This is a genomic window from Caproicibacterium sp. BJN0003 (genome assembly GCF_026314295.1).
Lineage (GTDB): Bacteria > Bacillota > Clostridia > Oscillospirales > Acutalibacteraceae > Caproicibacterium.
This window is the reverse complement of record NZ_CP111108.1, coordinates 1,880,187-1,903,271: the sequence shown is the minus strand read 5'-3', so window position 1 is coordinate 1,903,271 and position 23,085 is coordinate 1,880,187. Positions and strand designations below refer to the sequence as shown.

At 41.3% G+C, this 23,085-nt stretch carries 25 protein-coding genes and 2 pseudogenes; 15 read left to right on the top strand and 12 right to left on the bottom strand.

The window, feature by feature from the left end; translation table 11 throughout:
• Positions 1 to 5 precede the first annotated feature (5 nt).
• The 5 genes from OP489_RS09475 (at position 6) to OP489_RS09455 (ending at position 2,945) form a co-directional block, all read left to right on the top strand.
• On the top strand, positions 6 to 779 hold the full coding sequence (locus tag OP489_RS09475) for an SDR family NAD(P)-dependent oxidoreductase (protein ID WP_266163521.1): 774 nt from the start codon (positions 6 to 8) through the stop codon (positions 777 to 779).
• 45 nt (positions 780 to 824) lie between these two features.
• The gene (locus OP489_RS09470; RefSeq protein WP_266161736.1) at positions 825 to 1,337 is read left to right on the top strand and encodes a ferritin; all 513 of its coding nucleotides are present in this window, start codon (positions 825 to 827) and stop codon (positions 1,335 to 1,337) included.
• A 92-nt stretch (positions 1,338 to 1,429) separates the two neighbouring features.
• Entirely contained in the window at positions 1,430 to 1,975 is a 546-nt protein-coding gene (locus tag OP489_RS09465) for a glutathione peroxidase (RefSeq protein WP_266161735.1), read from the top strand.
• A gap of 75 nt (positions 1,976 to 2,050) precedes the next feature.
• Complete coding sequence (locus OP489_RS09460) at positions 2,051 to 2,302, top strand: NAD(P)/FAD-dependent oxidoreductase (RefSeq protein ID WP_266161734.1); 252 nt, start codon at positions 2,051 to 2,053, stop codon at positions 2,300 to 2,302.
• 10 nt (positions 2,303 to 2,312) lie between these two features.
• Entirely contained in the window at positions 2,313 to 2,945 is a 633-nt protein-coding gene (locus tag OP489_RS09455; protein WP_266161733.1) for an NAD(P)/FAD-dependent oxidoreductase, read from the top strand.
• A gap of 614 nt (positions 2,946 to 3,559) precedes the next feature.
• On the opposite strand, the gene OP489_RS09450 is transcribed toward OP489_RS09455, so the two are convergent.
• The 3 genes from OP489_RS09450 to OP489_RS09440 are packed head-to-tail and all read right to left on the bottom strand — an operon-like array spanning position 3,560 to position 4,692.
• Complete coding sequence (locus OP489_RS09450) at positions 3,560 to 4,057, bottom strand: CatA-like O-acetyltransferase (protein ID WP_266161732.1); 498 nt, start codon at positions 4,055 to 4,057, stop codon at positions 3,560 to 3,562.
• Entirely contained in the window at positions 4,047 to 4,349 is a 303-nt protein-coding gene (locus tag OP489_RS09445) for a DUF2087 domain-containing protein (RefSeq protein ID WP_266161731.1), read from the bottom strand. Before OP489_RS09445 ends, OP489_RS09450 begins: the two co-directional genes overlap by 11 nt.
• Positions 4,333 to 4,692 (bottom strand): GIY-YIG nuclease family protein, encoded by a 360-nt coding sequence (locus OP489_RS09440; RefSeq protein ID WP_266161730.1) that lies wholly within the window; start codon positions 4,690 to 4,692, stop codon positions 4,333 to 4,335. Before OP489_RS09440 ends, OP489_RS09445 begins: the two co-directional genes overlap by 17 nt.
• 103 nt (positions 4,693 to 4,795) lie before the next feature.
• Here OP489_RS09440 and OP489_RS09435 point away from each other — a divergent pair.
• The 3 genes and pseudogenes from OP489_RS09435 to pglZ all read left to right on the top strand — a co-directional run.
• Positions 4,796 to 5,635: pseudogene (locus OP489_RS09435) on the top strand (hypothetical protein); the annotation flags it as partial.
• Between the two features lie 10 nt (positions 5,636 to 5,645).
• Positions 5,646 to 6,383: a phospholipase D-like domain-containing protein gene (locus OP489_RS09430; protein WP_266161729.1), complete on the top strand. Its 738-nt coding sequence runs from the start codon at positions 5,646 to 5,648 to the stop codon at positions 6,381 to 6,383.
• A 5-nt stretch (positions 6,384 to 6,388) separates the two neighbouring features.
• Complete coding sequence (gene pglZ / locus OP489_RS09425; RefSeq protein WP_266161728.1) at positions 6,389 to 8,914, top strand: BREX-1 system phosphatase PglZ type A; 2,526 nt, start codon at positions 6,389 to 6,391, stop codon at positions 8,912 to 8,914.
• 475 nt (positions 8,915 to 9,389) lie between these two features.
• On the opposite strand, the gene OP489_RS09420 is transcribed toward pglZ, so the two are convergent.
• The 3 genes from OP489_RS09420 to OP489_RS09410 all read right to left on the bottom strand — a co-directional run bounded on the left by OP489_RS09420 (position 9,390) and on the right by OP489_RS09410 (position 12,311).
• The gene (locus OP489_RS09420; RefSeq protein WP_266161726.1) at positions 9,390 to 10,841 is read right to left on the bottom strand and encodes a hypothetical protein; all 1,452 of its coding nucleotides are present in this window, start codon (positions 10,839 to 10,841) and stop codon (positions 9,390 to 9,392) included.
• Positions 10,838 to 11,326, bottom strand: coding sequence for a hypothetical protein (locus tag OP489_RS09415; RefSeq protein ID WP_266161725.1), 489 nt, complete (start codon positions 11,324 to 11,326; stop codon positions 10,838 to 10,840). The genes OP489_RS09420 and OP489_RS09415 overlap by 4 nt, the downstream gene beginning before the upstream one ends.
• A gap of 142 nt (positions 11,327 to 11,468) precedes the next feature.
• The gene (locus tag OP489_RS09410; protein ID WP_266161724.1) at positions 11,469 to 12,311 is read right to left on the bottom strand and encodes a hypothetical protein; all 843 of its coding nucleotides are present in this window, start codon (positions 12,309 to 12,311) and stop codon (positions 11,469 to 11,471) included.
• 210 nt (positions 12,312 to 12,521) lie between these two features.
• Here OP489_RS09410 and OP489_RS09405 point away from each other — a divergent pair, with 210 nt between their 5' ends.
• The 5 genes from OP489_RS09405 to OP489_RS09385 all read left to right on the top strand — a co-directional run bounded on the left by OP489_RS09405 (position 12,522) and on the right by OP489_RS09385 (position 14,957).
• Positions 12,522 to 13,202 carry a hypothetical protein gene (locus OP489_RS09405; protein ID WP_266161723.1) on the top strand — a complete coding sequence of 227 codons (681 nt, stop codon included), beginning with the start codon at positions 12,522 to 12,524 and terminating at the stop codon, positions 13,200 to 13,202.
• 77 nt (positions 13,203 to 13,279) lie between these two features.
• Positions 13,280 to 13,552 carry a DUF6809 family protein gene (locus tag OP489_RS09400; protein WP_266161722.1) on the top strand — a complete coding sequence of 91 codons (273 nt, stop codon included), beginning with the start codon at positions 13,280 to 13,282 and terminating at the stop codon, positions 13,550 to 13,552.
• Positions 13,553 to 13,690: 138 nt separating this feature from the next.
• Positions 13,691 to 14,116, top strand: a complete 426-nt coding sequence (locus OP489_RS09395; RefSeq protein WP_266161720.1) for a hypothetical protein — start codon at positions 13,691 to 13,693, stop codon at positions 14,114 to 14,116.
• Positions 14,116 to 14,418: a DUF960 family protein gene (locus tag OP489_RS09390; protein ID WP_266161719.1), complete on the top strand. Its 303-nt coding sequence runs from the start codon at positions 14,116 to 14,118 to the stop codon at positions 14,416 to 14,418. The genes OP489_RS09395 and OP489_RS09390 overlap by 1 nt, the downstream gene beginning before the upstream one ends.
• Positions 14,419 to 14,435: 17 nt before the next feature.
• On the top strand, positions 14,436 to 14,957 hold the full coding sequence (locus OP489_RS09385; protein ID WP_266161718.1) for a DUF1643 domain-containing protein: 522 nt from the start codon (positions 14,436 to 14,438) through the stop codon (positions 14,955 to 14,957).
• Between the two features lie 226 nt (positions 14,958 to 15,183).
• Here the strand turns inward: OP489_RS09385 and OP489_RS09380 are convergent, their stop codons facing one another.
• Positions 15,184 to 15,702 (bottom strand): hypothetical protein, encoded by a 519-nt coding sequence (locus OP489_RS09380; protein WP_266161717.1) that lies wholly within the window; start codon positions 15,700 to 15,702, stop codon positions 15,184 to 15,186.
• A gap of 324 nt (positions 15,703 to 16,026) precedes the next feature.
• Here OP489_RS09380 and OP489_RS09375 point away from each other — a divergent pair, with 324 nt between their 5' ends.
• Positions 16,027 to 17,742 carry a DUF927 domain-containing protein gene (locus tag OP489_RS09375; protein WP_266161716.1) on the top strand — a complete coding sequence of 572 codons (1,716 nt, stop codon included), beginning with the start codon at positions 16,027 to 16,029 and terminating at the stop codon, positions 17,740 to 17,742.
• A 299-nt stretch (positions 17,743 to 18,041) separates the two neighbouring features.
• The gene (locus tag OP489_RS09370) at positions 18,042 to 19,682 is read left to right on the top strand and encodes a recombinase family protein (RefSeq protein ID WP_266161715.1); all 1,641 of its coding nucleotides are present in this window, start codon (positions 18,042 to 18,044) and stop codon (positions 19,680 to 19,682) included.
• Between the two features lie 489 nt (positions 19,683 to 20,171).
• Here the strand turns inward: OP489_RS09370 and OP489_RS09365 are convergent.
• The 5 genes and pseudogenes from OP489_RS09365 to OP489_RS09345 form a co-directional block, all read right to left on the bottom strand.
• Positions 20,172 to 20,451 (bottom strand): annotated as a pseudogene (locus tag OP489_RS09365) (transposase); the annotation flags it as partial.
• Between the two features lie 35 nt (positions 20,452 to 20,486).
• Complete coding sequence (locus tag OP489_RS09360) at positions 20,487 to 20,882, bottom strand: arsenate reductase ArsC (protein ID WP_266161714.1); 396 nt, start codon at positions 20,880 to 20,882, stop codon at positions 20,487 to 20,489.
• Between the two features lie 22 nt (positions 20,883 to 20,904).
• Positions 20,905 to 21,249: a thioredoxin family protein gene (locus OP489_RS09355; protein ID WP_266161711.1), complete on the bottom strand. Its 345-nt coding sequence runs from the start codon at positions 21,247 to 21,249 to the stop codon at positions 20,905 to 20,907.
• Between the two features lie 35 nt (positions 21,250 to 21,284).
• Positions 21,285 to 22,046: a DUF2703 domain-containing protein gene (locus OP489_RS09350; RefSeq protein WP_266161710.1), complete on the bottom strand. Its 762-nt coding sequence runs from the start codon at positions 22,044 to 22,046 to the stop codon at positions 21,285 to 21,287.
• A 13-nt stretch (positions 22,047 to 22,059) separates the two neighbouring features.
• Positions 22,060 to 23,073, bottom strand: coding sequence for a permease (locus OP489_RS09345; protein WP_266161709.1), 1,014 nt, complete (start codon positions 23,071 to 23,073; stop codon positions 22,060 to 22,062).
• Positions 23,074 to 23,085: the final 12 nt, after the last annotated feature.

Genomic DNA, 23,085 nt, shown 5'->3' with positions numbered 1-23,085 from the left:
TTAAAATAAATTTATTTGATTTATCCGGCAAAGTTGCCGTTGTTACCGGCGCTTCCAGCGGCCTCGGCGCCGACGCCGCGATGGCTTATGCCGAAGCAGGTGCCGACGTCGCGTTACTGGCGCGCAGAAAAGAAAAGCTGGACGCCATGACGAAAAAGATTGCCAACGCGGGGCATCATGCAATTGCCGTAGTGTGCGATGTATCTGACGAGGAGAGCGTGAAAGCGTCCGTGGATACCGTGCTTAGCCAGTATAAAAAAATCGATATTTTGTTGAATGACGCGGGTGTCGCTCAGGGAGGATCTGTGGAATCTCTCACCACACAACAGTGGGATAATTCCATGAACATTAACGTTAAAGGCATCTATCTGATGAGCAAGTATATTGTTCCTCAGATGAAAAAGCGCAAATACGGCAGAATCGTCAATATCGCCTCGGTCAACGCGGTTCTCGCAGACAAGGCGGATGCGTTGGTTCGCCATGTATATAACGCATCCAAAGCGGCAGTCGTTGGGTTGACCAAAGGCATGGCGGCCAGCTATGCGCAGTATGGCATTACGGTTAACGCTCTGGGACCCGGTCTTTTCCTTTCAGAAATGACGCAGGATACACTGTTTAAACACCAGGAGTTTTTAAACACTTACAGCGCTCTTTGTCCTGCTTCCAGACCCGGCAACAAGGGAGAGCTGAATGGACCGATTTTGTTTTTTTCATCGGACGCCTGCAGCTATACGACCGGTCAATTTATCCTTGTGGACGGCGGCTTTTCTCTTACTTGAATTAACTTTGTACCAAAGTATCATATACAAAAGGAGACGATAAAAATGCTGAATCAAGAATTGGTATCCCTATTGAATAAACAGATTAATATGGAATGGTATTCCGCGTACTTTTATTTGGATATTTACAGCTATTATACAGACCAGAACCTTAACGGCTTTGGCAATTGGTTTTACGTTCAGACTCAGGAAGAGCGCGACCATGCCATGTTGTTTGTAAAATATTTGTTGAATAACAACGAGAAGGTCGTTTTACAGGATGTAAAAGCACCGAATAAAATTTTTAAAGACTTCCGTGAACCGGCCAACGCTGCATTTGAGCATGAGAAAAAAGTTACAGCATCGATCAATAGTATTTATGCTGTGGCCTATGAGCAGAAGGACTTTCGCACGATGCAGTTCCTTGACTGGTTTGTAAAGGAACAAGGCGAAGAGGAAAAGAATACTGAAGACGTCGTTAAAAAGTATGACCTGTTTGGTAAAGATGCAAAAGGACTTTATCTGCTTGACTCCGAACTGGCCACGAGGGTTTATGCTCCTCCGACTCTGGTCATTTAAGACAATGACGGATTTCGGCGTGAGAAAGGCTCACCAGAATTCGGTATCTCAAAAATTAAATTTAGAAATTAAGTTAGAAAGGAGTAACCACCATGAGTATCTATGATTTTGCGGTGAACGATATCAAAGGGAATAGAGTATCGCTCTCCGAGTATAAAGGGAAGATCGTGCTGATCGTGAACACAGCCAGCAAATGCGGATTTACCCCTCAGTATGATGGGCTTGAAAAACTTTATCAGACATATAGGGACCGTGGCTTCGTGATCCTTGGCTTTCCATCCAATCAGTTCCTTGCACAGGAGCCGGGAAACAATCAGGAAATTTCGTCATTTTGTAGACTGAATTACGGCGTTACTTTTCCAATGTTTTCAAAAATTGATGTGCGAGGGGAAAATGCCGATCCACTTTTCAAATTCCTCACCAAAGCTGCTCCCTTTAAAGGCTTTGAATTGGAAAAAGAAAGCGGACGGAAAATTCAAAGCGTAGTAAAGGAACATTATCCCGAAAATCTGGAAGGCGACGAGGTCAAATGGAATTTCACGAAATTCCTGATCAGTCGCGACGGAATCGTAAAGGGAAGATATGAGCCGACGGTCACGCCGGAAGAGCTTGATCCAATCATTAAGAGTATGCTTTGATTTTTATAAGAAAAAGCAACCATGCAGTATCTGTGTGGTTGCTTTTTTTTATCTTTAAAACAATGGAAGCTTACGTTGGCAATTTACACTTCCAGGGCCGGTTTGTTTACGCTGGTCATTGAGAAAATGTCGCTTGGCGGGCAGGCGGCCATGACCTACAAAATCGACAATTATCCCGGATTTAAAAACATTTCCGGTATGGAACTCGCGGCTGATTTTGAATCCCATGTGAAAGCATCGGGAGTAAAGGTGGTCATGGAAGAAGCAACCGTATTTTGTCTGAATGAAGAGCGGAAAACTGTTACAACACAAGTCAAATCAGTATGAAGCAAAGGCCGTGATTCTTGCACTTGGTTCCGAACGTAAAAAGCTGGAAATTCCAGGCGAAAAAGGATTTTCGGGTCGGGGCGTTTCTTATTGCGCAACGTGCGACGGGAATTTTTTCCGTAATCGACATGTCGCGGTGATTGGCGGAGGAAGTACTGCGGTGGGAGATACAGCTGCGCTTTCCGAAATTTGCAGGCATGTCTCCTTGGTTTATCACGGGGCGCACCTGTCGGCTATATATTCCTTGAGAAAGCAGACTCTTGAAAGGCAAAATGTTTCCGTGCTTTACCATCAGGAAATCTGTCGAATGTTGGGCACTGACGAGGTGGAGCGTATTCGGGTGAAAGATTCTGAAACCGGGGCGGAGAACGACATCCGCGTCGACGGAGTTTTTATTGATATCGGCATGAACCCAAGCACAAAACTTATCCCCAAAGAACTTTTGCTTCCTGATGGCTATGTCGGTGCGGATAGAAATGGTACGACGAAGATTCCGGGCGCTTTTGTTGCGGGTGATTTGAGAAAGAAGCAGCTTTACCAAATCATGACGGCTATGTCGGATGGTGCAAATGCAGCTTATTCCGCTCAACTTTATTTGGAGGAAAATTTGGTAAGCTCAATCACTACCAATTATGAGCAATAATACTTGTAATTTTATGGATATGGTTGGATGTTTTTAAGTGATGGGTATCATTGTTGCGTTTTGCTCATATCATGGAACTTGTTATTTTTATCATAGCACCATTACTCCGATCTAAGCCTTGCTTTTAAAGGGAAAAAAGTTATGGTAGAAGCGTATTAATACGGAGGGAAAATGCGTATGCCACGCAGAGTACGGAAGTCGGTTGAAGAGCAGATTTTGGATATCAATCAGAAAATTTAGGAGCTTCAGGAAAAGAAAAAGCAGTTACAGGCGGAAAAAGAACAGCAAGAGATCCAGTAGCTTTTTGGAAGCGGCAAGGGCGCGCCGGCCTTACTCTCGCCAAATTTGAGGGGGTGTATCCCAGATTCTGTGTAAACTTCAAACACGGGTAGTAAAGTGGGGCAAAATAAAATATGTAGATACATGGGAAATCAAGGGCGGCGTTCTGAGAACCGCCGCCGTTTTGGTCGAAAGTATTTCTAAAACCGTGCTTGCAAAAAATGTTGAGTTGCGCAGATTTGAACGTGCGGCACAATGATTCACACTACCTAATAATTCGGACGTCAGTACCACCAGTGATATGGTCTTTATTCTATCGTTCCTGCTCTCTATGCCTAGCATTTCTGCCGATGCCATAAGGCACCGGCAGCATAGCTCGAAAACTGCGTCCAGGGCAACATACCGACCATGTAATTGTTATCGGGGAGATCGGTCTTTGCGACAATTCCGTGATTCCCTGCGTATTGCTTTTGATCCTCCATATAGTTACTATAAAACGTCTCGAAATCGGAGTCGTATTCCGTCCATAGGCTGGACATGGTCTTATCATCCTCATGGAAGCAGGCATAGGAAGGATGTAACACCTCATAATATCCCAATTGTCCATTCTGCTCAGCAATACGGAATTCCTGCTGCCGGGCAATCAGGCGCGATGCAAGATACAAATAAGCAGGAAAGAATTTTTTACCCCCTCTTTTGACCGTATGGTAGGTATTTGTAATGTCCACCTCAACCGTAAGGCTGTACCCGGTAGGAAGCATCTTTGTAAAATAGTAAAAATACGGCATCCTGTTCCAAGTATTCCGGTCAATGGGATGAAATTCACGATTCATGATCAAGCCCTATTTCTTGTCGGGTGGTCTGTGCTCTCCAGTAGCGGGAACCATCCCGTTCGCGGCACAAAAGGCCGTGATCGACAAGTTCTCGCCGAAGGATAAAGTAATCTCCAAAGGTGTGCCACTGGTTGCAGATATCGTTGACTTTCTGTTCCGAATACGTACGGCCTAGTTCGAATTTTCCGGTGAGATATTCCAACAGGGCGCGTCTCACTTTCTGCTTTTGCGGCAGCTGCGTGATTTTTCCGGAATCGTCAAGAAACTGTTTGATTTTAATGATCTGTTCCATGTGAGACTCCTTCCTGTCGATGCTTTTCCAGCCATATTTCAAGGAGAGTCGTAATATCCTCCGAAAATTCACGTTCCGTTTGAGTCTCTTTCTTTTTCAATTCCTCAAGAACGTCAAATGAAAACGATTGTGATCCGTATTCCATCCACTCCGTTTGCATGGCCGGTTCCGGACAGGAATTAGTCGAAACGGAAAATGCAAACTTGTTCTGCTGACCCGCCAGGTTGGTTGTGGATTTCACCCATGCGCGGCCGTTGCCGCTGCACTGGATGCGGTAGATACCGCCGATGGCAGTTTTATCTTTATAGGCATTCTTCAGTTCCTTCCGTTTCGCAGAATCCATCACTGTCGCCCGCATTTACGACACCAAAGGCGAAATACCCGAAAACATGAAGGGGAATAATTACGTTCTTACCAAATGCGACGTAATAAAGTCCTTCCTTTCCTATGCAGTAGGTTGCATGTTTGGCCGCTATTCACTGGACAAGTCTGGTCTCGTTTTTGCAGGTGGCAATTTTGACAAGGTTTTTTGGAAATACAAAGGGCAGGCAGCCTGTGACGAAAATGGGGATTTACCTTTTGGTTCACATTATGCAGGAATCAGCATGGCAAAATATCACTATCCAAAGTTTAGGAACAGTGAAAGCTGGGAAACGGCTACAGACCTTACTTTTGAGCCAGATGTTGACAACTGCATTCCCGTCACCGATGAAGCCTATTTTGAAGACGACATTGTCGGCCTATTTTGCGCATGGTTAAAAAAAGTCTATGGCGCGGAAACGCTGGAGGAAAACTTGGACTTTATTGCCAAGGCATTAGGCAATAAGGGCAACACCAGTCGGGAAGTCATCCGGAACTATTTTCTGAATGATTTCTTCAAGGATCACTGCAAGACTTATAAGAAGCGCCCAATCTACTGGCTTTTTGACAGTGGCAAGCAGAACGGCTTTAAGGCACTCATTTATATACACCGCTATAATGAAAACACCATCGGCAACCTGCGGATTGACTACCTGCACCGCATGGAACGCGTTTATGAAAACGAAATTACCCGGATGCAGGACACGATTGACAACAGTCAAAACGCCCGCGAAGTGACCGCCGCCACGAAGCGAAAGGAAAAACTTCAAAAGCAGATAAAGGAATGCAAGGATTACGATGAGAAGATTGCCCACCTTGCCCTTGCCCGAGTTTCGATTGATTTGGACGACGGCGTAAAAGTTAATTACGAAAAGGTTCAGACCGACACGGACGGCAAATTCTATCAGGTTTTGGCGAAGATTTGAGGCGATAGTGATGACAGCAGAAAAATATTATAATTTGCTGATACGTACTATTAAAGTCAGCGACTACCCTCAAAAAGAAGATGTGCTCTCGCTTTTAAGAGGGGCATTTATTACCTTTGCACCTCAATATCAATTTACCACAAAGAGTTGGCAACATTATGAAGATGTCGAGATACGTGTTGCTCCAGAATATAAGGCTCGATTAGAGCAGTACCTTAAGCAATTACAGAAATGGTGTGCGGAAATCTATGAAGGAACAGAAGAATATGACATAGGTAATGTCTACATCCGTATTGGAGAGGGAAAATCGCAGGAACAGATTTCACAGGAAGTCTATTTTGAATACTTGCAAGCCCAAATCATTGGTGAATTAAATCGTGCAAAATATGCGATATGGGTGGCTGTCGCATGGTTTACAGACCCAGTTTTGTTTGAACTATTGAAGAAAAAAAGAGAACTTGGACTTAATATTCAGATCATCATTGATGATGATAAAATAAACGCTGATGCTGGATTACCATTTGAGGATAGTTTTGAAACATATAGAATTCCTGCATTTGGTAAGTATTTTAATAATATAGTTCATCACAAATTCTGTGTAATTGATCTTGAAACCGTGATACATGGTTCCTACAACTGGTCAAAAAAAGCTCAATATAACAAAGAAACATTGAGTATTGAGCATAGTAGAGATATAGCAGAGCGGTTTGCGGATGAATTTATTCGGATCAAGCGAGAAAGGATGTGAAACGCTTGAGTGAACTTAATTTGAAGCAAATCATTGACCGTCTGAATGCCGAGTTTGTGGGAGATACCCGCAAACTGGTTTTTTGGTACGACGATAAAGCCGATTTTGCTGAGGATATTGACTCCATTCAGTTGGAGAATGCCAAAATTCTGAAGCTGGAACCGGACAATCAGTTCCAAACAAAATATTTTCTGGAGCGGCAGGACAAGACGACTAACTATCTTATCTATGCACCGTTTCCGAAGCCGGATGTCCGGGACAACCATCTGGAAGACACCCTTCTGTATTCCAAACGCTTTCATGCGGACCGTGCTTCGCTGATATGTGCGGATTTGAAAATCAATGAAAAGTACAAGCCGGTCATTGAAAAGCATATTAAGTTTTTTGCAAATAAGGAACGGACGCAGCGGTTTTATGACTTGGAAATTGATAACTTCAATGAGGAAAACATTCTGATTGGCCTTATGAGCGCAATCTGCCGCACCAGAATGTGTTCCTTTGATGAAGTAGTTCGAGTTCTTTTGACAGATGACAGCTTGGAAGACAATAAATTTCTCGCTGAATTCGATAAATATGACCTGCTTCCCGATTTCTGGAAGTTTTGTGAGCAGCAATTCGGCTATACCGACAACAAGCCAACCCTCGAAAAGCTGGTTGTCACCATGTTTGTGACCTACGCGGAAAAATATATTAAAAAGGAATTGCCGACAGGATGGCAGTCTTTTGTCTCTTATAAATCGGGAAATATCATTGCTTTCCTTGACAGCCTGATGAATAACTACCTCTACCGGGATCGCTATGATGAGCTTTCCGCCCATGTGGCGGCCGGTCTGAATGTTGCTTCAGCATTGGATAAATATGAACCGGAAGCATTGGTGGAATGTGATTCTTTTGCGCAGATAGATTCTGTTATTTTACGTTGGTTGGTAAAACGCCTTTTGGAGGAAGATGCCGGTGCTAAGCTGGGGAGTCGCACCATTCCGGAGATTTGCAAAATGCGGCTGAAGATGCACTTTGGAAAGAAGTTTTCCTTGGCATATCAGGTACTGGACAGTGCCTATAGCTTGATTATGGCAGTCAATTATACCTGCCCAAATGGGTTTAAGGCCATCGTCAACCAGTATCAATCTACCGATTGCCTGATTGATGCAAAATATCGGCAGTTCTATTCTTGTTACGATAAACTGGACAATACCGAAGGATTTGAACCGCTGCGGAATTTGATTGAAAACATCTATACCAATGAGTATCTTGGTAAACAGTTGCCAAAGTGGAATGAAGGGCTGCTGGAACCGGACGCGCTGTCCAGTATGCCGTTACAGCAAAATTTCTTTGACCGGTACGTCAAAAACAACAGCGAGCGCACGGTGGTTATCATTTCCGACGCTATGAGATATGAGGTTGGCCGTGAACTGTTTACGAAGATGCAGGATGACCCGAAATGCACGGCAAAGCTGGAAGCCATGCTCAGTACTTTGCCTTCTTACACACGCCTTGGCATGGCGGCATTGCTGCCGCATACCACACTGGAACTGACAGATGATGGAAAGGAACTAGTAGATGGCGTATACTGCGTAGATCTTGCTACAAGACAATCTGTTTTACAGGCCGCAGTGCCGGAAAGCTGCTGTGTCCAATTCGATGATATTAAGAATATGAACAAGGACAAGGAAGCATTGAGGGGAGTCTTCACTGGTAAGCAGGTCGTTTACATTTATCATGACCAGATTGATGTGCATGGTGAGCATACTGAGGATGAGGTCTTTGATGCTTGTGAAAAGACAGTCAATGAGATTGCTGAATTAATACGGAATGTTGCCCAAAACGGTAATACGCTGCATTTTATTGTCACGGCGGATCACGGCTTTATTTATAAACGTGACAAAGTACGCGAAAGTGATAAAATCGGTGGCGTAATGGACAAAGATTGCATTGCAAAACGCCGCTATATCGTATCGAAACAGCCGGTTCAGGATAATGGCATTTGTAATTTAAGCCTGGGATATTTGCTTAGGAATCATGATGATAAAATTGTGTCCTTCCCTTGTAGCACAAGTGTTTTCAAAACACCTGGCAGCGGCGGGCAAAATTATGTACATGGCGGTTCCTCTCCGCAGGAGATGCTGATTCCAGTCATCGACATCAAGATGGAAAAGGGCCATATGGAGACCAGAACGGTGCAAATCATGCTGGTAAGCCTTGTCCAAAAGATTACCAACATGATTACCACTCTGGATTTTATTCAGTCGGAGCCGGTAAGTGATGTAGTCAAAGGAACCAGTTTCCGCCTGTATTTTGTGTCTGAGGACAATGAAAAAATCTCCAATGAAAATATCTATGTTGCGGACAAGCGTGATTCGAATGCTCAGAAACGTATTTTCCGGGTGCGGTTTACATTTAAGAACAAGAAATATGATAAAGACAGGCATTATTATTTGGTGGTCTACGACGAAAGCAATGACATTGAGGTATTCCGCCATGCTGTCGTCATGGATCTTACTTTTTCTGACAATCTTGGACTTGATTTGTAATGCCGAATTTGAAGTGGATGGTTTTGTTACGGAAAAATAGTTTCTACTATACTCAACTACATTCGCTCTGTTTCGAGGTCTTCTTAAAGAAATCTATTAATAGTTACATTGTTTTAAGTTAAAGCAATGTAACTATATTTCATCTTTATCCAATCTTCAATAAGAAGCTAATGAATCAACGCATTATTTTTTTGCAATAGCCAAGTAGCAACGAAAAACGGCGCAGTGTTAGAAAGCCATTTGGCGAAGGCTGAGTAGTCTCTCCAAAATGATTAAAACATTGGCATGCGGCATTTGCGGCATTACAGGGTATCTTTTAACCATCGAACCCTAATCAAATCATAAACAGCTAAATTCATGATATATCTAACTTCAAAATTATGTTGCTTGGAATAAAAATTAAATCCCCGAAAAAGCATTGTGTTGCTTTCTCGGGGATTTTTTAAATTGCCGCAAATGCCGCCATCAGCGATACTTAGGCAAAGCAGAGACCTTCTTGAACATTCTCATTTTTAATGATGATATGGCGATCTCCTCCAATATGCTGAACATATGAAATTCCTTGACCTTCTAGTGCCTGTCTATTTGTGCCCAACTGTCGGGAAAGTACACTAGCGTTTGCAGGAAATTCAGACAACTTGTAGCTTTTGCTTTTTGCTACCGTCCACAAAGCATCCCTTAACTTGGTCATTGACCCACTCCATTCGTGTTGGTCGCACATCAGGGAGGTCAGGCAGTCCTGAATTAACGGCAATTTGGATTCCTTCTGTGCGCATTGAGTATTGGTAGCATAGAGCTTACTAAACTTTTCCCCTTTCTCACCGAGGGCCTGCGCGATACAAAATCCCCACTGGGCAAAATCCTGCATTCTACCGTGGGCCAATGGCTGCAAATCTACATGGAACTGCATAGCTATATGTAGTGTATTAAAGATAGCACCAAGGACATCAGGCAATATGTTCTCAAACTTCTGTTTCAAGTCCGACTCGGGCAGATATTCCTCTGTGGGGATTTTTTTCATTTCTATGAGAATGGAACGATCCAGCAAGTCCTTTTCTGTTGCAACGATGGTTAACCCATTCAGACAAACACACCCTTTCAAATTTACTTCCTGCAGCGTATTATTTGTATATAATACTCTCATTGGTTCGCTTCCGCCCGTGCTTGCACTGCACAGCAAATCCGACTGCCATTTTTTAAGAGCACAATCAAGGTTATCATAGCCGAGAAAATAGCGATTTGACAGCGTCGCCACCATACTTTTTCTGTCCGGGTTCATAGTGAGTCTGTTTGCTGCACCATGGGGATCCACAATTTCTCCTATTGCCTCAATCGTGCTAGATTTGGAGCTACCTGCCTCACCATAAAGAATCAAGATTGGATGATTAATATCGTAGAGGAAACAGCTAACCAAATATACGAGAAGTAGAAGAAAGTCCGTTTCATTCTTTAAATGGAAAAATGGCTTTAGCAAACTAAAAAGCTGCGTTGGTTTCACCTCCAAATTTGGTGTAACCTGCGGATGTACTTTCTTAAAACAGATATCAAATTTGTCATTTTTTATTAACTTGATTCCGCCGTCTTTCGAGATAGTCACGATATCATGGCCTTTGTTTCCAAGATCATAATACAGGGCAAGGTCATCAGCTCCAATCCTTGTAAAATAGGGGCGCGCTTCAACACTATCATCTGCAGCTAGTGATTCTATATAATTTGTAATCAGGTCTATTTCCGAATTTGAACAGACACCGTCTTTTGTGCTCAGAAATAATCTTCTGAGCCAGCAGGATATTTGGTTATGAGAAATATCTATAATCGTGCACTTCTTTCCCTCGGTTACGATGCCATGACGGTTACCATTCTGGTCACTAAAAAAATCAATATTGCTTAAGGCTTTCCTCAGAAGTTGTGTCGTTTTTTCATTCATATTGATCCTCCTTGATTCTCCGGCAGAATATTGTCTTTTGCCGGGAGCATATTGTGGTTGGTATGGACAAAGTGGAACTTGGTAAAATTGCTGTAAACGAAGCCATGCGATTCTCTGTTTTTAATCGCAAAGTGAACATAATGTCCTAAGATCAGATCGGGAGTCAATGGCTGAAAATGGAGCTTGTACACTGCATTTTCAAACGGATAATCTTTTCTTAGAGGAATTTTAAAAGATGTTATAAATTGTCCTTCTATACCATCAACAGCAAATCCAACTTGCCATCTATCATTTTTGCCAACAATTTTTGACTCGGTGACTTCCGCATCGTATTCTCCATCTGGTAAATGGTATATTTTTTCTGAAAATATTATCGCAGTAGAGCAACTGCACTTATTTGCCACAGGGGTAAAATTAACATTTTCCATTTTTGAATAATTGTTACCACTTGAATTCATTTCCCTTTTTTGAATTCTTTTTACCATATGTTTCCTCCTATAAAAATAAATTTAGAAGCTTCTGAATTAATGATACATAAAAAAATCTGAGTCTGATAGTTGCATAATAAAAAAGGATTTATCCACTTGACATATGGACAAATCCTTTATATAACATTTTACCTAATTTTCAATTTTGTTTTGTAAGGCTATCTTTCACTTGTTCAATCAGATCCGTAATATAAGTCTCTTGTTCTTCCCTGCTTGAAAATTTCTTTTTCAGATTGTACTCTGAAGCATATCTTTTTACTAGATTTTTCCATGATGCAATTGACTGAAATATGTATTCCTTAAAGTATTTCAACAAAATCTCTTTTGCGCGTAAAGATAGTGATTCAGGATGATCTTGAGGAATGCTCGCCCAGATTTCGGGAAAATCATATTCTTCTACAAGTTCATTCTCATCTTGTTTGACCTCATTAAAAAAATCATCCACATTATTGTCTAAAAAATTTTCTATTTCATCGTTAAGTTCTTTGGATAGTTTTTTCTTTGTCTGTAAATACTTCTCTTTTTCTAAGAGTATAGCCTTACCTTCCTCAACGTATTTTTTAGTATCTGATATTTTACTATACCGTCGAGACAGAAAATTCATTGCTAAATTTATTGCATTAATTCTATCGTCGGAAGTAATCTTATCCAACTTGCCCATCTGCAAATAACTACCGGCGCCGCCCTTTTTGCTGTCTAAAAAAAGAAATGCTTTTAGCCACATTGCAACTACAACTGGGATTTCACCTTTTGTTTTCTTTGTCGAGTAATACATTAAATCAACTCCAAAAACGTTTGCAATTTTTTTCATACGCATTGTAGCAGCGTTTTTCCAATTTATATATTTATCCTCATCATACCCACTTGTAGAACAAACTACGTGTTCTTTATACACTTCCCTAAGGATTTCTTCTTCGCTCATATAGTCAGTCCAGAGGGCTTCAGCAAAAGTTTTCGGCAAATTGGAATTTGATTGTTCCATTACTTATTCTCCTTAATAAAAACTTATAAACTATTTTACGACTTATTATATCACATTGGAACGCAGCATCTACCAAATTCAAATACATATTATAATCATGATTAATAAACAACGGGCAACAGGTTTTATCCTATTGCCCGCTATTGTTTATCTCAAAGGAGTGTGAATATGAATACCTGCTAAAGTTCTTTGAGCTTTACGGCATGTTTGATGATTTGCAAAATTTCTTGTTTTTCCGCTGAAGAGAGATGTGGGACAAGTCTTCCCGAAGGTGCAAAGAATTGCCCAAACTGCGGTGCGGCAGTGAAATCATCTGAACAGGTCCCGAATCAGGATACAAAGCCAACTTCTGTACAGTCTGTGCAATTACCAAAGGTCAACAAAGAGTTTGTTCTTAGAAATATTAATGCCATTCTTGCGGTGATCTCCGTTGTTTTAATGTTTCTGCCTATGTTTGTCATCAATTGTAGTGCGCTAGGATATAGTGGCAAATTGTCCGAATCAGGGTTCGCAGTTGCATCAGGGGTTAAATTTTCTAACTATAGTGCGACTTCTGTTAATTTCTTTGCATGGCTGATGATTTTGATCCCGATTTTCTCAATCTTAGTCAACTACATAAAACCATTATATTCAATAAAAAAGATTACTTTATTTGCAGTGCCATTAGTTTGTATCATTAGTTTGTTTTTGGCAAAATCAAATTTTGTTTCCAGTATGAATGCCTTTGTATCAAGCACACTAGGCCTTGTGGATGCCTCCATATCACCAGTACTTGGGTTCTGGCTTTACCTTGTGTGTTCTCTTGTTTGGCTTCTTGTTGGTTACCTTCAATACAAGAATATGCCCCTGACAAAAGACAGTGTCGTAAACCTGATCAATCAGAAAAAATAATAGAGTTACTAGCTTTTATTGATTTCCTCATGCTGATAAATGGCATGGGGATTTTCTTTTTTAGAGGAGAAGTCAGCATGAAATCAATTTTAAAAGCAATTTACTACGGACAGCTAAATCCTTCGGAAACAATCGTCCTTCATGATAGGAGGTACCAAAAGAATCTAAGAAGACAAATTGAACTGAGCAACCGTCTTTTCCGAACATTTACACCGGAACAACAAAAGTTTTTCGAGGTACTTCAACAACAGGAGTCTAAAAATAACGCTTACCTTCTGGAAAAGAGCTTTAATACAGGGTTCCAGATTGGAGCCAAGATTATGTTAGAACTGAAAGGAAGATCATCATGAATTTTTATGTTTTAGGCTTTGTTTGTACGCTTGCAACAATTCTGGTATTTGAGTATGCAGTGACCAATAGAACAGTGAGGAGGGCTTAAATAGAATGATTACTTTAGCAATTGAACGATTTCTTTCCGGAGCGGAAGCATGTATTCTTCTTTACCTCTCTTGCCGGGTCAGGGGAAGGAGTACCCGGAAACGATGATACGAATTAGTGAGCCGGAAGATCTTCGAAAGAAGATGATTCCTTTTGAGATCAAAGAGTATCTTTCTAAATACTTACAGACTGTTCTCCAAAACTATGGTTGCAATTCTTTAGAAAAAATCGGATGTATCTACTATCTTGAAACTGCAGAGGATACTTTGAATTATTCTAAGATGGGGTTAAGCCATTCCCTTTTGGAGACTCCATTTGAATATTGTGAGTTCATTTCAATAAAAAGCAGCCATGGGGAAAGCAATCTTTTTCATGGATGTTATGTCTTTAATAATGACTATGCAATAGACTTTTTCGGACAGGATAGCATTTTCGATCAACAAACACTTTCTATTTTAAAGGAGGAATCATTTTAATGTTTCATGATCCTCAGTATATGACAACAAAGTTTATTAACAAAATCCCGTACTTAATTCAGCTTCTTCTTTTTCAGATGATTGATTCTTTAAAGGTCAAATCAGACGTGGATTATCTTCAAATATTTATACTTTCTGCAGAGACTCACGACGGAAGAGCCTTTCAGAAAATTGTCCATTCTCAGGAACAGCCGCCAAAATCAAAGACTTACTTAATTCCTTATCCCAGTCCCGTTACAGCGAAAGTTTACGCCATTGACGATAAAGACCATTATACATTTTTGTTAGCAGAAGAATATTAAAAAAGGAGTGACAGAATATGCCCAATAATAATCCTGGAAATACAAATGTTCTCACAGGAAACATGAAAACAACTGCTATTTTTAGTCGGGACGGTAAATATCGCTACCTTCTGGAAAAGGAGTGGGACGAAACCCTTCCCAAAGCGGCAATCATCATGATTCAGGCCGGTACTGCCGACACGGTTAAGATGGATACGACAACAATGCTTTGTGTGACAAATGCCTGTGATAATTCCTTTGGAAGCATTTCAATTCTGAATTTGTTCAGCTCAATTCATTCGGATATTCCTTTGAGTGACAAAGTGAATAATGCAATGATTGTTCGTTGCTGTGACGAAGCAGACAAAATCATTTTTGCTTTCGGAAAAGGAAAACAACATCTGGAACGTAAACTTGAAGTCTTAAAAATGTTAGAAGGGTACAAAGAAAAGTTCTGCTGCATTGCAGACAAGAAGGGAAGAACGTTGTTTCATCCTCTTGCACCACAAGTCAGAAATGAATGGATTCTTGTACCGTTTGAAAATGAAGTTAATACATAAACACATCAAATTAAGGTCGTCAGAACAAATCTGACGACCTTAATTCATTGCAGAAAGACTTTCTAATAGCACTTAAAAATTCGGATTCTTTTCAAGAAAATAGAAAAGAATTAACTCCTGTTCTGATTTTGTAGATTTTGGTTTCTTTCTCATTTATCAGAGCAGTTCCGAATTTTTTTGCCTTTCTCTATTAAAGTGTATGTAAAAAATCACCGGGATTCCGGGTTTAATCCTTTGGAAAGTTTGGAATGAATTGTTTACAGAGATCCAGAAATATATCATAGTCTTCTTTTTCACCAAAGCGAACAAGTACGGTATCATAATCAGAAATCACAAAGCAATGAGATCCTTCAAATGCTTTACGTATTATTTCTCCTAATGGTGCTGCTCGATATGATTCAACTTTCAAAAACAGACCTAAATCGCATTTTGAAAAATCCTGAACATCACGCAACATATAGTGCATTTTTGTGTTGACATGATGCTCTTTCATCCATTCTTTTACAGCAATAATGGATCTGCAATTCGTTCTCAGCTTTTTTTCCTTAACAAATCCTCTAATTTCTCGTCCTACCCGAGATTGATTAACACTTGAGTCATTTGGAAATTTTTCTTTTAGAACACCCAGCAATTCTCTTATTGTGTTGATTTTCTCGTTGTTGCTTAAGATATCAATGTAGACAGATTCTTTCGCATCGGAAGAGTTCTCTTTAAAAGGTTTTTTTAATTCGTCATTAGCTTCCATATTTATCTTTCTCCCAAGTAAAAAGTTTAAAAAGTAAAAAATTTAAAAAAAATAAAAAAGTGGAAAAGAGATGAAAATATTCACGTAGGGGGGTATATAAGCCATAGAGGCTCAATGAATGATGATTAAAATTGTATCACTCATTCTAATTATATCAGCCAATATCATAATGTATATTCTTAATATGTAATATAATTGATTATTAATGCTAATTATTTGAATATTAATGAGTGTTTTGAGCATTTTACAATCAAAATTTATTGTGCTATCTTATTATTTACCTGCAGGCGATATAACAAAAAAATTAATGAGGAGGTTAAAAAAATGAAATTATTTTCGAATGCACCTTTAGATTTTACCGAGGTCGTACCTCTCAAAAAGCTTCCTACATATCCTTTTTATCGTGACGGGGACTCTTTGATGTATGTTTATAAAAGGGGAAAATTATTTTTTGCGAGGGCGATTAGTCAGTTTTTCTCTGTAACTCAGGTCACATATGACATGGAGATGGGTACTTATTCTGACAGCCTTTCTATTTGTACTGGCTTTGGTAGAAGTAGTGTTATTGTGCCAAGAAGTGTTTTTTCCATCAGAAAATTTGAAGGATTAAATGAGTATGGTCTGCAATATGACCCGGGTGCAGTCTTTATTTTATTAAAATATGTTAATCTGTCAGAACAGCAAACCTCATTAGTAACACAATATCGAAGTGTAGGATGGGTTCAGCAGGAAAAAAGTGAAATGCATTTTTGCGGGCTGAACGTTGTTAACAATTTTCGGTATGTCGGGGAAAAAGACTTGACCTCGGTAGGCTCTTTTGACGATTACGTTGCCGGAGTCAATAAGCTGGTGGTAGGTCACGCGGGGTTGGAAATCAGTCTTGCAACCAGTATTTCCGCTGCTGTGATTGGCTTTCTTTCTACACAACAGCCGATCGAATCTCTGATGGTTCACTTTTTTGGGAGATCCTCTTGCGGAAAAACGACAGCGTTACAGCTTGCAGCTTCGGTATGGGGAAATCCGGAAATGGGGAAAGGCATTTTATCGTCATGGAATGCCACCGACAACGCACTGCTTGCAAAACTCGACAATAATTACGGCGTGGCTGCTTGTTTTGATGAATCCTCTGCTATGACTCGGGATTTCTCAAAAACGATTTACGGGATCTCGCAAAATGTTGGAAAAGCTCGTCTTTCAAAAACATCCCAGCTTCAAAAAGAGCGGAGTTTTTGTACAAGTATCATCAGTAGCGGCGAAAACTCTCTTTTGGCAGCCAGCAATAAAAATGCTGGTCTCCGTGCCCGGCTGCTTGAATTTTTTGATGCGCCTCTTACAAAGGATGCCGAGCATAGTGATGCCATAAAGCGATTTGTAGCAAGCCAGCATGGAACACTTGGGGCCAAATTTGTAACCTTGTTGGAATCGAGTGACCATGGTTGTATAGATGATAGGATAAAGCTATGGAAAGAAAAGCTTGAAAAAAAGCTTACCGGCAAATATGCGTTAAAGGATCGCCTGATCTCTAAATATTCGATCATTTTGTCATCGGCTGAGCTTACGCGTGATAAATTAGGAATCCAATTTAAATTAGAGGGGATGGAAGACTTGTTGATCAGTCATTATAATTCTTTGTTAGAGGAGCGTGATATGGGCCGAAATGCTTATGAATTGATAATGTCCTGGCTGGTAAAAAATTATACTCACATTATTTTGAGCGACTACCTGCCTACTCTTGCTTCGGTTGATGGAATATTTCTTGAAGGGGATAGAGTTGCCCTACTAAAAAGTTCTTTTGAAAAAATCCTTCGTGATGGTGGTTTTACGGATACGAAAGTGGTTGCTCATGAGCTGAAAAAGCTTGGCCTATTGGTGCCGGAGTCGAAAGATCGTCTCACAAAAAGGGTCGTAATCAATGGAATTAGGGTGTCCTGTTATTGCTTGAAGGTCAATACAGGGATGCCTAACATCAAATCACAGTCTGCTGATTGTACGCTTTGGGAACACACGGAAGGGGACGATCTAGACAGCATTGAAATCTAACAGAGAAAGGAAAGATGCTTCGTGATTTTGCTAAAAGCTACTGTTCCTCGCAAAGATTTGAAGTTTCCGAATTCTGTGGCAACCCAAGAGATTCAAAAATACGATAATGATCAAAATATGGCTGCCTTTTTTTCACCAATGATCGATATGCTTTGTCGGCTTATAAACGAGCCTTGAAATAGAAAATAAAAATAGAAAGCCGCGGGAAATTAAAAACTTTCCGCGGCTTTTTGAATCTGATATAAAAGCAATTAATTTGCTAGAGCTAAATGAATAAAAATTAGAGGAGGAAATCTTTGATGGAAAGTGGAAATCTAATGAATGGAAAAATAAAGGCGGTCGGTTATTGCCGCTTTTCCAGCGATATGCAAAGAGAAGAATCAATTGATGCGCAAAAACGATATATCTCTGTTTATGCGGCGCAAGGAACATATGAGATCACAAATTTTTACTGTGACCGTGCTCGCAGCGGCAAAAATACAAAGAGACCTGCTTTTCAACAAATGCTTACGGATGCAAAGCAGGGGAAGTTTCAAGCGATTATCGTTCATAAGCTTGACCGTTTTTCAAGAAGTACAGAAGATACCTTGCGTATTATCAATGGGCTAAAGGACTTTAATGTTTCCGTGATTTCTGCATACGAACATTTTGAAAACAATGCGATTGGCGACTTCATGTTAAAAATCATTTCCGGAATGAGCGAATGGTACATTTCAAACCTTGCGAATGAAGTTCTTAAAGGGCAACGTGAAAACGCCTACAAATGTTTATCTAATGGGGGAAGAGGCTGCCTCGGTTACGATATCGTTAATCAAAAGTATGTTGTGAACGAAGAAGAGGCCGAATCGGTAAGACTGATTTTCCAAATGTACAGTCAGGGCTATGGTTATAATTCAATTATCGATCGTTTGAATGCCCTGGGCAAAAAGACGAAGGCAGGAAGACCCTTTGGAAAGAACAGCCTATACGCAATCTTGAACAATGAAAAATATACCGGCGTTTATATTTTTAATCAGATCGCGAGGGGTAATTCTCAGGGAAAGCGCAACAGTCATAAAAAGAAACCGAATAGCGAGATCATCCGTGTAGAGGGAGGTGTTCCTGCCATTATTTCTAAAGAGTTGTGGAATAGGGTGCAGGCTATCCGTCAAATCAACCCGAAAGGCAAGAGCCACAATAAGTACTTTTATCTTCTCTCCGGATTGATCTATTGCGGTGAATGTGGAGGCAAAATGCACGGAAATCCTCGTAATACCGGAAATGGAGGGCCTACTTATTTGACTTATCGCTGCAACAATCGCGACAATAGCCATTCCTGCAGCAACGGTGAAGTTCGTAAGGAATATGTGGAAGGGTTTGTCATTGAAGAGTTATTTGATCACTTTTTCAATCGCAATGCAATCCCAGAGATTACTCGTCAGTTAAATAAAAAGCTTCAGGAAAACAGTAACAATAGCAGTGATGAATACAAAGAGTATCGTGCTACTTTGAAAGTCCTAAAAAAGTCTCGCGATAATCTTGTAGAAGCGATTGAAAAGACCGGATACAATAAGGCACTGGGAGATAAACTGAAAAACGTGGAAAAGCAGATCGAAGACTGCGACCTGTTTCTCCAGAAATACGAAAATAGGCATCAGAACATTCCTGCTTTTACGGAGAAACAAGTTCTCAAAAATCTCTCCAAAATCAAAGAATTTGCAAAGAGCAGTCATAAGGAAGAAGTTCGTGCTATGGTTCAGCAATATGTAGATCGTGTGACCGTTTTTCATGACAGGGTGGAAGTAATCTTTAAGGTTGCATTTCATTCTGATTTGGGGAATCCAACTACATTTCACTGTGACTCGTCCGTTACAAGATACAATCTTGACCAGTACAGCAAAGCCAGCATGTTGGAAAAAGCTAAAAAAATAGAGGAACAAGAGAATCTTTACACAGCATAAGTAAGGTTAGGCTCTAGGGCAAAAACGCCTTGGAGCCTGATTTTTTTCTAAAATATAAAGTACAGCCCAATAGTTAAAATAAACAGTTGCTTCAATCATTTGAACATCCGGTTAAAAAGAGGTCAATTTATAAGCATATCAAAATAGAGGTTATCAGAACAAGTCTGATGACCTCTATTCGCTTCGGAAAGCACTCAAAAAGTGGCGATTGGACCTTCCCCTTTGTTTTCCTATTCACCAAAGAAGATTCCAAGGAATAAAGGGCTTTTTCCAGCGAATTATAGAAAAATCAAAAACTATTTCATTACGCAATCTATGCCAATAGGACAGTGTGACAATTTTGGAAAGACTTAAAACAATGGATAATAATAAGGCCCCAAGACAAAAATGCCTTGAGGCTTAAAGACTTTTAATTCTATTCTTTATTTAATATGGCTATTATATAGTGTAATGGTCAAGCGTTTTTGTAACACAGCTGTCTAAATTGATTCAATCCATACCTGCCTCATAGGGCGTTTGATAATCGTTGTACGAATGTGGGTGGGACCTGATTGTACCAAACATAGGCGAACTCTGAAACAGCATGTGCCAATTCTTCATCGGTTCGAAAGTTGAAGCGATTGATCAATTCTGCCTTAAAAGTATTGTAATAACGTTCCATCGGAGCATTGTCATAAGGACACCCTGCGGCGCTCATGCTCTGCGTGATACCGTGTTCGATAAATTGAACGAAAGTAAACTGGCTTCCCTGATTGGAATGCAATATCAAAGTCATTCTAATTTTCCGGCCGACATGCTAAGTCTCTATTTCAATGATTTTGCTAAGTCTGTAATTTTACCCTCAATTGTATGCATTACGGAAATGAACTCTGCATCGTTTTTCCCCGTTGGGTCAGGTAGTCCCCAATCCTCACGGCGCTTACACGGCAGATACGGACATTCCACATTGCAGCCCATTGTAACAACCACATCCACGGGAGGGAGTGCCTCAAGCAGCTTCGGGCACTGACTTTGTTCCATATCGATTCCATAGAGCTGCTTCATAAGGCGAATCGCATCGGGGTTTATGCGGTCTTTCAGTTCCGTCCCAGCAGAATAACTTTCAAAAACATCGGCGGCAAGGTGCTTTCCCAGTGTCTCGGCGATCTGACTTCGACAGGAGTTATGGACGCAGATAAAGGCTACCTTTGGTTTACTCATGCTAAAACCGTCCTTATAAAAATTATCTGACTTTTTGCAGAAGCTTCACAACTTCCTCGGCCTTTAAAACCTTGCCAAAAGAAACCACTTTTCCATCTATCACAAGGGCGGGCGTTGACATTACGCCATAGGCTGCGATTTGTGAGAAATCAGTGACATGGTCAATCGTCGTATCCATGCCGAGTTGCTCCAACGCTGCTTTAGTAGCCGCTTCAAGCTGATTGCATTTTGCGCAGCCGCTTCCAAGTACTTTCACACTCGCGCCCTCGGTTTTAGCGCTTTCAGCCTTTGCCATGCTTTCCGCATCGCAGTTTCCTCCGCAGCAGGAGGAGGTCGTTTCTTCCTTTTTCTTTCCGAACAGTGACATATTCATTACGCTCCTTTATAAGTTGATGTTATTGGTTAGCAGCAGTTGCCCCCGCAGGAGCATGCTGATTTACTGGCTTTCCCCTCGTAAAAAATTTTCAGATTATCCGGTAGTTTATAATCGACGCAGGAACAATTGCCTGTCGTTCCGAATATGGTTTTCAGAATTGCCTCGGCAAGCATTTCTTTTGGGGGTACTTCATAACTTTCCCCTTTGTATTCGAATACCCGACAGTCAACATCAGTTCCGCTTATTTCACTACAGCATCCGCAATTGTTTTCTTTTACGAACCCGCAAATGTCCTGACCATTTACACGGATCGTCGGAGAGGAAAGAAACCTAAACCGTTCAGCAAGCTCCGCAGATTTCATCTCGATTTTGTTATACTCAACATCCAAACCGGCAAGCCGCAGCGCGGGGGTAAGCGTTGCCATTACTTCATCAAGCACAGCGTCCGTTCCGATGCAGCGGTTACAGGTCTGCAAATCAAGATAGAGATACTCAACGACAATCTTCTTTTCAGAAGATGTGTCGCATCCGCAGGAACAGCCGTCTCCCTCAGATTCCTGTGCGCCGTTCGGCGGTGTCCAGCCGGTATCGTCGCCAACATAGGTAATCGCGCCAACCGGGCACCGATTTCCGCAGCCGTGGCAATGGTCAATGCATGCCTCCGGATTTTTTACGACGGGTGACGGAGCCTTTGAGGGATCATAAACACCGTGGGAACACTTTGCAGCACAGGTGCCGCACTCCGCGCAGGTCAGATAGTCAATAACAGGATACCATGTCTTTGCCATAATACTTTCCTCCTTATATGATGAATCCCTGAATCGCGTTAAAGAAGTAACCTACAAGGATAATGCCTATGGTACAGATACCGATGAACAGCGCCAGCAGCTTTGGCTTCACCGCCTTGCGGAGCATGATCATGGACGGCAGGGACAACGTGGTTACGGCCATCATAAAGGAGAGGATCGTGCCAAGCTGCGCTCCTTTGTATAACAGTGCCTCCGCAATCGGAATTGTGCCAAAAATATCTGCGTACATCGGCACACCGATCAGGGTTGCCAGAATAACACCAAAGGGATTTTTGCTGCCGAGCACAAGCGACACCCATTCCGCTGGAATCCAGTTGTGAATGACCGCACCGATGCCGACACCGACTAAAATATAAGGAAACACTTTTTTGAAAGTGGACAGCATTTGCTCCTTTGCATAAATCAGCCGGTCTTTCTTTGTCAGATCGGGGGATTCAATATCCACACTGCCCGCTGACAGAATAAAGCTTTCAACATATCTCTCCATATGCAGTTTCTCGATAATCGTACCACCGACAACCGCGACAACCAGACCGACGGCCACATAGATGATTGCCACCTTTGCTCCAAAGATGCCCATCAACAGGAGCAGCGATCCGAGATCCACCATCGGAGAGGAAATCAGGAACGAGAACGTCACGCCGACCGGAAGCCCAGCTGATGTAAACCCGATGAACAGTGGTATGGAGGAGCAGGAACAGAACGGCGTCACCGTCCCAAGGAGCGCCGAGATGCAGTTGGCCCAGACACCATGAAAACGTCCAAGAATTCGCTTGCTGCGCTCTGGAGGGAAATAGCTTTGAATATAGCTGATGAGAAAAATCAGGAAACACAGAAGTATCGTAATCTTAATTACGTCGTACAGGAAGAATTCAATGCTTCCGCCCAGCCGTGCCGACGTATCAAGTCCAATAGCGGATAGGCCTCTTCCAATCAGCCCATCCAGCCACTTCATGGCAAGAATCTGATACTGGAAGAAATCCCAAATTGCTTTTAGTATTTGCACTGGATAAAAACC